Annotated in this window: 11 protein-coding genes and 2 riboswitches; of the genes, 3 read left to right on the top strand and 8 right to left on the bottom strand. The window is 43.0% G+C overall.

Annotated features, from left to right (window positions below; genetic code table 11):
• Window positions 1-72 precede the first annotated feature (72 nt).
• The gene (locus tag ACYQ1I_RS14130; RefSeq protein WP_459766419.1) at window positions 73-519 is read left to right on the top strand and encodes a chemotaxis protein CheX; all 447 of its coding nucleotides are present in this window, start codon (window positions 73-75) and stop codon (window positions 517-519) included.
• A gap of 306 nt (window positions 520-825) precedes the next feature.
• Here the strand turns inward: ACYQ1I_RS14130 and trpB are convergent, their stop codons facing one another.
• The 7 genes from trpB to ACYQ1I_RS14095 form a co-directional block, all read right to left on the bottom strand.
• Window positions 826-2,028: a tryptophan synthase subunit beta gene (trpB, locus tag ACYQ1I_RS14125; protein ID WP_459766417.1), complete on the bottom strand. Its 1,203-nt coding sequence runs from the start codon at window positions 2,026-2,028 to the stop codon at window positions 826-828.
• A gap of 729 nt (window positions 2,029-2,757) precedes the next feature.
• A complete protein-coding gene (gene thiC, locus ACYQ1I_RS14120; RefSeq protein WP_459766415.1) occupies window positions 2,758-4,071 on the bottom strand; it encodes a phosphomethylpyrimidine synthase ThiC in 1,314 nt (437 codons plus the stop codon).
• A gap of 118 nt (window positions 4,072-4,189) precedes the next feature.
• Window positions 4,190-4,301, bottom strand: a riboswitch (TPP riboswitch).
• Between the two features lie 87 nt (window positions 4,302-4,388).
• Entirely contained in the window at window positions 4,389-5,240 is an 852-nt protein-coding gene (locus tag ACYQ1I_RS14115; RefSeq protein WP_459766413.1) for a GyrI-like domain-containing protein, read from the bottom strand.
• Window positions 5,241-5,348: 108 nt separating this feature from the next.
• Entirely contained in the window at window positions 5,349-6,902 is a 1,554-nt protein-coding gene (locus ACYQ1I_RS14110; RefSeq protein ID WP_459766411.1) for a TPM domain-containing protein, read from the bottom strand.
• Between the two features lie 12 nt (window positions 6,903-6,914).
• Window positions 6,915-7,463: a LemA family protein gene (locus ACYQ1I_RS14105; protein ID WP_459766409.1), complete on the bottom strand. Its 549-nt coding sequence runs from the start codon at window positions 7,461-7,463 to the stop codon at window positions 6,915-6,917.
• 35 nt (window positions 7,464-7,498) lie between these two features.
• Window positions 7,499-8,563: a toxic anion resistance protein gene (locus tag ACYQ1I_RS14100; protein WP_459766407.1), complete on the bottom strand. Its 1,065-nt coding sequence runs from the start codon at window positions 8,561-8,563 to the stop codon at window positions 7,499-7,501.
• 16 nt (window positions 8,564-8,579) lie between these two features.
• The gene (locus ACYQ1I_RS14095) at window positions 8,580-9,221 is read right to left on the bottom strand and encodes a 5-bromo-4-chloroindolyl phosphate hydrolysis family protein (protein ID WP_459766405.1); all 642 of its coding nucleotides are present in this window, start codon (window positions 9,219-9,221) and stop codon (window positions 8,580-8,582) included.
• Between the two features lie 326 nt (window positions 9,222-9,547).
• A riboswitch (glycine riboswitch) is annotated at window positions 9,548-9,638 on the top strand.
• 146 nt (window positions 9,639-9,784) lie between these two features.
• Between ACYQ1I_RS14095 and ACYQ1I_RS14090 the strand changes: the two genes are divergently transcribed.
• Window positions 9,785-10,054, top strand: a complete 270-nt coding sequence (locus ACYQ1I_RS14090) for an ACT domain-containing protein (protein ID WP_459766403.1) — start codon at window positions 9,785-9,787, stop codon at window positions 10,052-10,054.
• Window positions 10,055-10,074: 20 nt separating this feature from the next.
• Window positions 10,075-11,433, top strand: coding sequence for a PFL family protein (locus ACYQ1I_RS14085; RefSeq protein WP_459766401.1), 1,359 nt, complete (start codon window positions 10,075-10,077; stop codon window positions 11,431-11,433).
• Window positions 11,434-11,463: 30 nt separating this feature from the next.
• Here the strand turns inward: ACYQ1I_RS14085 and ACYQ1I_RS14080 are convergent, their stop codons facing one another.
• The gene (locus ACYQ1I_RS14080) at window positions 11,464-12,255 is read right to left on the bottom strand and encodes a GNAT family N-acetyltransferase (protein WP_459766399.1); all 792 of its coding nucleotides are present in this window, start codon (window positions 12,253-12,255) and stop codon (window positions 11,464-11,466) included.
• Window positions 12,256-12,438 lie beyond the last annotated feature (183 nt).

Raw genomic sequence — 12,438 nt, 5'->3', positions numbered from 1 at the left:
AACCCCTGCTGTATTGTATACGATCAGCTGACCGCCATGGCTTTTTGAAAATGAAATAGATTGGAGAATTTTATGGAAGTTAAATATATTAATCCCTTTCTCGAGGCCTTCACTAAAACTTTGGAACAGTTAGGCATTATGAATATTAAAAGGGGGAATATGACTAAAAAAAGCAGTTTTTATGTTGATTCTGATCTTTCTACAATAATTGCCTTAAAGGGTGATCTAAAGGGCAACATAGCCCTATCCATGCCCCAGAATACTGCAAGTAATATAGCCTCAGCCATGATGATGGGGATGGCTCCCACAGAGGAAATGACTAAAAGTGCCATTGGAGAGCTATCAAGCATGATTGCAGGTATGGCTTCCACCATGCTGACATCTGCTGGATTAACACTGCAAATTAGTCCACCCGCCATTGTAATGAAGGCTGCCGATATTGATCCTCAAGAAGCCTTGACAATTGATTTTGAAACTCCGTCGGGGAAAATTGAACTTAATATTGGATTTAGTATATAGTATTACCTCAAAACCAATTTACTAAAGTAAAAGATTTTAAATTTTAATTCTTTCTTTATTTATCTACTCTCAAAATAGTAAAGACCGTCTTTTCAGGCGGTCATTACTTATTTTTAAGGATAAATATAATTTATCATCTAAGCATTTAATGGTATGGAATATTATGCATAAACATACCATAAATTTAACATCCTGAAAACTTAGACTCTTATAATTAGATAGATTCCCCCTTGAAATCCTTGAAATATTTATCAAACCTGGAGACAAAGAATAGGTGCCTTGGCATTATAATTGATGCCTTTCATTTCATACCTTTTTGGGGACTTTACCCCCTAAATATTGGTGTACTGTATTCATATCCTTATCTCCCCTGCCCGATAAATTCACTACAATAATCTCCTCTTGCTTGGTTTGAGGCGCCAGCTTCATTAAATGGGCAATGGCATGGGCACTTTCAAGGGCTGGAATAATCCCTTCCTTCTGAGTTAGATACTGTAGTGCCTCCATAGCTTCATCATCCGTCACACTTTCATAAATCCCCCTTTTTGTCTCATGGAAAAAGGCGTGCTCCGGCCCTACACCGGGGTAATCAAGCCCTGATGAAATAGAGTGAACTGGCATAACCTGACCCTGTTGATCCTGCAACAAATAGGTCATCATACCATGGATCACTCCTACCGAACCCTTGGTGAGGGTAGCTGCATGTTCACTGGTATTGATTCCCTTCCCTGCTGCCTCTACCCCGATCAGCTTAACTGCTAATTCTTCCTTAAAGGGGTAAAAAAGTCCCATTGCATTGCTTCCGCCCCCTACGCAGGCAATCAAATAATCCGGCAAGCGCCCTTCCTTTTCAAGGATTTGTACCCTCACTTCGTCCCCAATAATTCGCTGAAAATCCCTAACGATGGTGGGATAGGGATGAGGCCCCACCACTGACCCAAGGAGATAAAAGGTGTCCTCTGAATTGACAATCCAGTCTTGAATGGCCTCATCAACGGCATCATTCAGGGTGGCGGTTCCTGAGGATACACTGTTAACTTTGGCCCCCAACAGCTCCATTTTTAATACATTCAAAGACTGCCGCACCACGTCCTCCTTTCCCATGTAGATCTCACAGGGTAAATCAAACATGGCACAAATGGTGGCAGTCGCCACCCCATGCTGGCCTGCTCCGGTCTCGGCAATAATTCGCTTTTTCCCCATTCTTTTTGCCAATAGCACTTGGCCAATGACATTATTAATTTTGTGAGCTCCTGTGTGATTTAAATCCTCCCTTTTTAAATAGACTTTCCCACCCCCCAGGGCTTTGGTCAGGTTTTGGGCATAGTATAGCGGTGTAGGCCTGCCGGAGTATTCCCTGACATAATATTGATATTCCTTGATAAATTCTACATCCTCTCTGGCAGCTAGGAATTCCTGCTCCAGATCATTTAAAGCATCCATCAGAGTTTCAGGTACGTACTGGCCGCCAAATCTACCGAATCTTATGGGTAATGTCTTTTTCTTCATTTTCTTTTCCTCCCTTATTCTATTTCTTTTTCTTAACTTTACCGATCGTCCACTATCTGTTTACTAATGACTAAAGGGTACTTCTCATTTCCAAGAGCTGACCGTCATATTTAAGTCATTTTGCCAAATCCCCCCTTTCTATATAATAAAAAAAGAGCATGCCATCCCTAAAAAAGGGACGGAATACTCTTTACTCCGCGGTACCACCCAAATTAGACAGTTACACCCATCTTCCTAAGCTCTTTGATACAAAAAAATAAACATTTCATCCTAATTATAGGACGAAATGTTATCATTCCGCGTTGCCACCTAGCTTAGACAGATGTAATCTATCTCACTTTTCCAGGTACGGAAAACAAAGCCTTGTTTTCGATACCCTGCCTCTATAACGTGAGGCCTACGGCTTCATGATACTCTCCATAAGGATTTCCCACTGCTTCTCCTGGAGCCATTCCATAAGCACCTTTGCATCAGGCTTCCACCATCCCCGACTCGCTTGGCCATCGCTGCTTATCTACTCTTTCCAGTCATCGAATTTGAACTTATTTTGTATGATTATACAGTATTCATTTAGGGGTGTCAATGGTTATTAATTAAAAATTTTAGTCCCTAAAACCCATTTCATTCTGAAAGGATCTTAGGGACCTTCTTGATACCAGGTTCAGGCGAGAGCTAATACCTAGCCTCTAAATTAAGGGGCTATCGTAGTCAAATTCCCCAATAGTGGTACTAGTCTTCTTCCCTTAATATGTTGATGTTTTTCCCTGCCATTACCTTGTTCATATTCCTCATGGCACACATTTTACCACACATCGTGCAGGTATCTTCGTGCTCTGGGGTCGATTCTTCCCTGTATCTTCTAGCCTTTTCAGGGTCGATTGCCAGTTCAAACATAGTATTCCAATCAAGGGCTTGCCTTGCCCTGCTCATTTTGTTATCCCATTCCCTGGCTCCCTTTATATCCTTCGCAATATCAGCAGCATGAGCCGCAATTTTGGCAGCAATAATTCCCTCCCTCATATCTTCAAGATTAGGCAGCCGTAAATGCTCAGCCGGGGTTACATAACATAAAAAATCGGCTCCATTGGCGGCGGCAACAGCTCCTCCAATGGCGCTGGTAATATGGTCATAGCCTGGTGCAACATCCGTCACCAGGGGCCCCAGCACATAGAAGGGGGCTCCATGGCAAAGCCTTTTTTCCAGCAGCATATTAGCGGCAATTTCATTCAGCGCCATATGGCCTGGCCCTTCAATCATAACCTGTACATTTTTTTCCCAGGCTCTTTTGGTAAGCTCTCCCAGGGTAATAAGCTCTTTAATTTGACTGGCATCAGTGGCATCATGTATGCTACCGGGCCGGCAGGCATCCCCCAGACTGATGGTAACATCATATTTGGCACAAATATCCAATACCTGATCATAGTATTCATAAAAGGGATTCTCTTTGTTATTTAATTCCATCCAGGCGTACAGTAATGAACCACCCCTGGAAACAATATTGGTCAGCCGAGGATTTCGCTTAAATACCCGGGCGGCTTCTCGATTGATTCCAGCATGGATTGTCATAAAGTCAATTCCGTCAATTGCGTGCTTTTCCACCACCTTAAGAAATTCTTCCGCTGTTATATCCTTTAACTCCTTATCGTAAAACCCCACTGCATCGTAAATAGGTACCGTTCCAATCATGGCCGGTGACAGATCAATCAAGGCCCGTCTAAATGCTTCGGTCTTACCATAGGAGCTTAAATCCATGATAGCCTCGGCCTTCATATCAATGGCTGTTTTAACCTTTTCCATTTCCATGTCTATGTTGACACAGTCTTTAGAAATTCCCAGGTTGACGTTGATTTTTGTCCTGAGGCCCTGGCCAACTCCCTCGGGGCTAAGGCCATGGTGGTTTTTGTTGGCAGGAATAACAATTTTACCTTCTGCCATCAGCTCTCGAAGAATTTCCACCTCCATTTGCTCCTTTTCTGCTACAATTGTCATCTCCTTTGTAACGATTCCCTTACGGGCTGCATCCATTTGGGTTGTGTAATTCATTTTGCCACTTCCTTTCAAGTTCATCTTAATCCTAACAGTTATGTTTTACTGTATAAAAAAACACCAACCCATAGGATTGGTGTTTAAAACATAAGCATATCAATATTTCTTCAACAGCATTATGCCAATAAACAACTCCCTACGCTAGTATTATCTAGTTCAGGTAATTAGGGTCAAAGAAATACGGTTCTTAATCTCAGCTGGCCATTCCAGCCCCCCTGTGCTTTTTAGTAATTATTTAATTTTACTCTTTTATACTAGCATAGTTGACTCTTATTTGCAATTGGCTTTAGATAGTTCTGTTATTGAAAAATGTACTATTTTACTGGAATCCAGATTTCCATATAGGAATCGTTCTGGGTTGGATCCTCACTGATATAAACTTCGAAGGAATCGCCCCCTGTGTGTTCGTAGCCGTTTGATGGAAACCATTCTGAAAAGATTTGCTTCCAAGCCCTACTGATACTATCGGGAACTGGGCCCCTCACTTCAAATACCGCCCATTTGGAGGCAGGCTGCATTAATACTTCAAAATCCTCCCCAGGCTTTAGGGTAGATTCCACTGCGATCCAGTAATCCATTTTGTTTTCTTCTGTATTATAGTCTGCACTTAGGCCCATTACTCCTTTGATTTCTCCATTGTTTAACCTTACCAGTTGTTCCACTGTGCCGTCTTGATTAAGCTGGTTCCAAAACCTGCTAATGGCTTCACCCATATCATCAAAGGAAACCGTCTGCTTTCTACCCACTACCTCAAAGCTTTCTTTTTCAACAATACGATACTTCATTGGTTCCGCTCCTTTCAAGTTTACCTGAATACTCAGGCGATTATAGGATTCCAGCCTTCCCTTGCCCCTTCGTGCTTCAGTGGGAGTAATTCCATGATGCTTACGAAAGGCTTTGGAAAAGGCCTCAGGAGTGTCATATCCATATTTAAGGGCTAGGTCAATCACCTTACAGTCCGAGCTGATCAACTCTTGGGCGGCCAGGGTCAGCCTGCGCCTTCTTACATATTCAGCCACTGTCATATCGGTTAAGATCATAAACAGCCGCTGAAAGTGAAAGCTCGAAAGGTGGGCCTGTCTAGCAATCCCTTCAATTGTAATTTCATCCTGCAGGTGATTTTCTATATAATCTATTGCCCTTTGTAAAGCCTCTACCATTGTCATATGCCTCACTCCTTGATTCCATTTTACCAATGAGTATTGTTGATTACCTGTCTTTTTGTGCGGTCGTTGGACTGGATTTGTTAATGATTTGTTTGAGGTTTTTTGCTATTATCGCTTTCTTCCTGCACCGCCGCCCCTAGTTGAGCCGCCGCCTCCAAAGGATCTGCCTCCACCGAAGGACCTTCCCCCGCCAAAGGAAGAACGGCCTGAGGATGGTCTACTGCTCCTGCTGGATGAGCTTGAGCCTCCAAATAGACTAGAGGTAGAACGACCGGCACCGCCCCCACGGGTTGAGCCACCACCACCGCTGCTGCTACCCCAGAAGCCCCCAGATCTGGGCTTGGGCGTAGTATTTCTTTGATTTGAGGTGGAGCGTCCGGCACCACCTCCCAGGCCTGCGTTACTGCCACCATTGGTTCTTCCTGTGTTATTACCAAAGGTTCTTGGGGGTCTGGGGGTCGTATTCCATCGACCATTATACCAGTAGCCTCCCCCTGGCGGTGGCGGGCCATAATGCCCCCAATAGCCCCCAGGACCATAGCGTCTAATTCGACGACGACTAAAGGGGTTAAAGGGAATTCCATATCTTCTTCTGTAATAGGCTCCTCGGGTTTGCGTAACCAGGACAATTATGATAATTAAGAAGAAAATCATAACAATAAAGGTAATAAAGCCGCCCCCCGAGCTATTTCCTGTCTGCGAAGGCTGCGGTTGATTGGGCTGCCCTGGTGTAGCTAAATTTTTGAGATGATTGTCAAAGAATCCATACAGGGCATTGGCAGTTTCCCCTGCCCCCTGATCATAATTTTGTCTGGCAAAATAGGGCTCAAGATTTGAATCAAGAATGTTTTGTACTCTATTACTGGTTAAGCTTCCTTCAATATCCCTTCCGGTCACCATCCAGTAATCGTCATCGCCTATTGACATCAGCAGCAGTACATCCCTGGGCCCTGCCCCGATATCATCAAACATACGATAGGCATAATCCTGGATATGCTCATTTCCGGTGGTATTGACTGTCATGACATAAACACCAGCACCCTTTGTCCTTTGATAGGCTGTACTTTCCTGATTGATCGAATTACTTGTGTCGTTTCCTATCACCTCGGCATGGTCAAAAACATAGCTCCCAACCCCTTGGGCCTCACCAATATTATCACTCCATGTACCACCCAGCACATCAATAAAGGCAGCGTAGACCTCTAGGGCTCCCCGGTCATAGTTCCCTACTGCAAAGTCGGGCTCCAGGTATTCACCAAGGATTTGTGAAATCTTACCACTGCTTAGGGTAGCCTCAAGGCCCCGCCCCTGAACCGCCCAGTAATCATCGTCTCCAATTGACATCACAATAAGCAGGCCATTATTTTTTGCTGCGTCTCCGATTTCCCAGCGGTTAAACAGCTCTGTGGCATATTCCTCCATAGAGACTCCCCCGGTAAAATCCACCGTAACCATTACAATCTGGGCACCATTTATTTGATTCAAAAGATTTCCGTTATAGATCATCAGCTCCTCAGAGGCTTTGTCAATAACATTGGCAAAATCATTAACGTAAAACTCTGTAGTGGCCTCGGGAAAGGCACCTTGCCCAAAGGTAAACAGCGTTAAGCATAGAGCAAAGATAATCGTACAAACAATAGGTTTAATGGTTTTTTTAATCATACATCCTCCTTACTACTCATATAGCTCAAGGGGAGCTACAGAAGTAACGATTTTTAAAATATTGGCAGGAAAGGCCTTTAGTTTCTTATTATAGGCTATGGCATATTCATTATAGCTGCTTCTTTCAATAATTAGCTGTCGGGAATTTATCTCCGCCAGGAATCCATTACGATAGCCCTGATCCCGATCCGACAGGGGCAATGGCTCCAAAGCCCTGTATAGCTCCTCAGATGAGAAAATAAGCTCCTGGACGGCATCATACTTAGTATCTGGGGTCTTAGCCTGAGACAAGGCCTCTCTTTTATCCATTACGGCTTGAATCCGGGCATCATCCTTTTCCAAATAACGGCCCGCCACCACCGTCAAATTATAGCATTCTGCCATAATGGCCTCTAAATCCTGCTGAATGCCTACACCATTCTGTTCTTCACCTAAGTAAAATATGCTTTCTGCCTGGGTCCTCAATTTGCCCATAGAGCTTCGAAAGCCAATCAAAATGGTAAAGATAACAATAATAGTCGTCAGAATTTGGGCATTTTTTCGTCTTTGAAAAAATTCCATACTATCTTCTCCTATTCCTTTATCGTTCTTATTCTCTATTGTTTATTCCTAAGCTCGGCCCCAATTTGCCCCAGGGCCGCCTCTGCCTTAAGTTTTTCTTCAGTACAGCTTTGCTGAACAGTTAAAAGGCTGTCTAGGGTTTCAATTAGGCTTTCATTGGTTTCCTTCAGAGTGTCTAAATCAACCCCCTCTTTATCCTCATAGTGTGTATTTTTCAAAGCCCGGGTGTTTTCAGTGAGGATTTGCCTGGTGGCATTGGCCATATTCCTCTGGGTATTTAAGGCCTCTCTGGAATGGGCCAGCCCCAGGGCCATCATCATTTGATTTTTCCATAGAGGAATGGTGTTAACCAAAGAGGATTGAATCTTATCGACAATGGCACTGTCACTGTTTTGTAACAGTCTTAGCTGGGGGCCCATCTGCCTGCTTACAGCCCTTGAAAGCTCCAAATCGTATAGCTTTTTATCAAATTGTTCACAAAGGGCGGCCAGCTGATGGGCTTCGTTAATGTCCTCCTGGGCTTCAGTTTTTTGAGCCCTTTCCTGAATTAGCGGCAGCTCCTCTGTTAGAACCTGTCTAAGCCTTTCTCGACCCGCCAGAATGTACATTGTCAATTCCTTATAATAGTCAAGGTTTTTTTTCTGCATTTTATTAAAAAGGGTTATATCCTTCATTAGGCTAATTCGCTGGGCCTCCAATATTTCTGCTATTTCATCTATATTCCTTTCCACCTCTCGATAACGATTCATTAAATCAAGCTTCTGCCTTTTAGTCCGATTAAACCAGCTAAAGACTCCCTTTGGACCCTGGTAGGCTGAAAAATCCTTCAAGGCTTCCAACAGCCTGGTAATCAGTTCTTCTACCCTGACCATAGCCTTGTTATGAACATGATCAAGGGCATTATCAGAGAAATCGGCAATTCTGCGCTGGACCCCACTACCATACTGTAAAATTTGTACTGAATCAGTAAAATCAATTTTCTGAACGTACTCCTTCACCATTGACTGTTCCTGGGATGTCAGCTCCTTAAATTCCTGATCCTGTTCTAAAGCGTTAAGAGGTGTTATTTTAGATTGGAAATAATTTTGATTATGATCCACTCCGCTCCCCCCTCATCTATTGTCTGTTTTGGAAGGGGTTCATCTCTAGTCCCTCCTGTTGAATCATTTTTTCCAATACTTCTATTTCTATCGTGGCATCCATGGCCTTATCTGAGTAAAGGTCATCCAGCATTCTATTAAAGGCCTCAGTGACCTTATCAAGAATTCCCGATATTTTTTCCATGGCATCGGCTACATGGCCCCCGCCGGCGGTCTGCTTTTCAAATTCAATATAATTTTTAATCAGCTTAATAGTTGTTGGCAGATAATAGTTAATTAGCTGTCTTACCTGTCGAACCTTGTTGGGGTGCTTTTCTATAAAGGTTAGTATTTTTCCTGATACCCCTTCTATTCCTTGTATTTTTTGTTTCATATCACTGTTTACAATTGATTGCTGTAAGCCCCTTAGCTCTTTAATATATTCTTTCCCGGCCGTCAGGGCCTCATCTAATTCCTGATTCCCTGTATCAATTGGCTCCTCAACCATTGTCACCTTAGGCGGAATTAATTTTGAGAAAATAGCATATACCAGAGCCGACATGATGGCTGCAACTACAAAATCAAACCATCGATACAAGGGAAATATCAGTATGTACAAAAGCCAGGCGGCTCCGATACTGTAGATAGGTATTACCGATTTTACTTTAACCTCACGCATTAATAAGCTCCTTCCCTCCCAGAAATTTTCATTGGCGTCTATAATCATAATATGCATAGGTCACTAGGATTCTACACCTGCTTACAGACCTTCCTATATGGGCCTTCCAAATTATTGTACAAAGCTAGTTTAGCAAGATTATTACCTTTAGTCAATTAATTCAGGTTTTTCTCAGGTTACTTATGATTGCCAGAACTAAGTTTCAATTTGTTCTTTCCCGATAATGATTAAATTTATATTTGCATTTTATTAGTATGCTATGTTAAAATCTATATTAATAAAATTTCATCAAGCCGGATGAAGATAGTGGGATAAAAACCGTTATTGGACGAGCCTCTGGAGAGACTCAAAGGAGCACCGAAGGGGAAAGCCAGCCACGCTGGTGAAACTCTCAGGTAAAAGGACAGGGGATTTTTATTGATTCATGATGGATTTTTTGACTGTATTTTTATGCAGTTAAAATTCTTCCTTTCATGTAAAATATAAATTCACTTCTCCAGAGACTACAATCGCTTAGTCTCTTTTTTTATTACTATTATTAACCCAGGAGAGGAGTATGATTAATGAAGGCATTTATTACTGTAATCGGAAAGGACAAAATTGGCATCATTTATCGAGTAACATCGGTTTTGGAGGAAAGTCAGGTGAATATTTTAGATATTAACCAGACCCTGCTGCAGGACTACTTCACCATGATAATGTTGGTGGATTTAACCTTAATGGATATAAATTTTCAAAAACTGAAGGAAAGGCTGGATAAAGCTGCTGAGGAAATCGGAGTTTCTATTAAAATTCAACATGAGGACATATTTCATTCCATGCACAAAATCTAGTCGACGGGGGGCATTATCTAATGATCAATTCGCAAAACATAATGGAAACCATTAATATGATTGAAAGGGAAAAATTAGACATTCGGACCATTACCATGGGTATATCCCTTTTAGATTGCGCCAGCAGTAATGGCCAAGAGGCCCGTACTAAAATCTATGACAAAATAACCCGCCATGCCGAAAATCTGGTGCGGGTCGGTGAGGCCATTGAAACTGAATATGGTATTCCCATTATCAACAAAAGAATTTCAGTAACCCCTATGGCCATTGTGGCTCAAAGCAGCGAGGATACAGGGTATGTTGAATTTGCCAGAACTTTAGACAAGGCTGCCAGTACCGTTGGTGTTAACTTTATCGGCGGATTTTCAGCCCTTGTCCATAAGGGCTATACCAAGGGTGACGAAATTTTGATTCGATCAATACCTGAAGCCCTGGCTGCCACCGAACGGGTTTGTTCTTCTGTTAATATTGGTTGTAGCAAGTCTGGTATTAATATGAAAGCCGTTCAGGATATGGGGGAAATTATTAAGGAAACGGCTTATCTGACCAGGGAAGCGGACAGCATCGGCTGTGCCAAGCTGGTGGTCTTTGCCAATGCCGTAGAGGATAACCCCTTTATGGCCGGCGCCTTTCATGGGGTGGGGGAGGCAGAATGTGTGATCAATGTTGGGGTCAGCGGCCCTGGCGTCATTAAATCTGCCTTGGTCAATTTAAAGGATGCTCCCTTCGATGCAGTGGCAGAAACCATTAAGAAAACCGCCTTTAAAATTACAAGGGTAGGCCAATTGGTAGCCAATGAAGCCTCTAGCCGTTTAGGGGTACCCTTTGGTATTGTAGATCTTTCCCTGGCTCCAACGCCCCAGGTGGGAGACAGTGTTGCCAGAATTTTAGAGGAGCTTGGCCTGGAAAGCTGCGGCTGCCATGGTACCACAGCAGCCCTGGCGATGCTGAATGATGCAGTAAAAAAAGGGGGAATCATGGCTTCTTCCCATGTGGGTGGACTGAGCGGTGCTTTTATACCCGTCAGCGAAGATGAGGGAATGATCAATGCTGTAAATACAGGCTCTTTAAATTTGGAAAAGCTTGAGGCCATGACCTGTGTTTGCTCCGTTGGCCTTGACATGATTGCCATTCCAGGCGATACTCCTGCTTCAACCATTTCAGCCATTATTGCCGATGAAGCCGCCATTGGAGTAATTAACCAAAAAACCACCGCAGTCAGGCTAATTCCTGTTTACGGAAAGGGCCTCGGCCAGCAGGCCGTATTTGGAGGATTATTGGGCAGGGCCCCCATCATGGCTGTAAGCCCCTTCTCCAGTAAAGCCTTTATTAGCCGAGGGGGCAGAATTCCTGCCCCTATCCATAGCTTTAAAAATTAATGATTACCGCCCAGGGTAACATAGCTCAATTTATGAGCCATTGGAATCGCCCTGGGTTTTCCCTTCATGGGAATCGATTAAATCCATAATTTTATCTACTGTCAGAATTTCGTTAGTAATATACCTGCCATTATAAAACAGACTGTAGGTGGTAACCCCACAGGGAGCATTTTGGGCCTCTTCATAGCTTCGATACTGGTGACTATAGGCCTTCACTCCCCTTGATTCGGCAGCCCTGATGGCATCAGCCACATAATCTGCACTGTAAGGACATTGGTGGGTGTAGTATATGGCAAGGCCCTGTTGATTGGCAATGCTGGCAGCCTTGGCCCCTTCTTTAAATTTGGGCTTGATCCCTCCTTCTTTAAATTCAAGGTATAGAAGCTGAAAATAGGGCGGTGCTTCATCACATACCTGAAAGCCATGCTTTACGAAAAATGGTTTGTCAGAAAGAAAGGGTCTTTTTTTATTTGATGAAATGGCCACCAGCCCTTTCTTGCCCTGGGCCCTGGCATCTGCTTCACATTGGGCCAGCAACGCTTTTCCATAGCCTTTGCCCTTAAACCGGCCAGATACCCAAAAACAATTAATGTACATGTAGTCTGCTGCATCAATGGGGCTCCAGGCCCTTTCGGCAGGAACATATTCGATGAAGGCCTTTCCCCTGACGTCGACCTTTAAAAAGACAAGGCCATCATCAAAGCACTGTTTTAACCATTCTTTTTTAGTAGCTACACCCTGTCGCCCCTTTTTATCAGCCAAGGAACAGCAGATATGTTCCTGTTCAATATTTTCTTTGTTAAGTTTGATAAGCTTCTCCATTTTTATCCCTCCAATAGATTACCTTGCCCTTAATTTAATGATATATTACCATATACGACAGGTATATGTCTTATTTAACTATTTAATTGGTTTTTCTTTTCCCCCATAAGTGACCATATTCTATTAATATTACAAAAAATTTACATATTTTATCTTAATATATTCTTAATTGTAATGCTATTG

The sequence above is a fragment of the Alkaliphilus crotonatoxidans genome (genome assembly GCF_054658015.1).
This window is presented reverse-complemented; position numbering and strand designations above follow the sequence as displayed.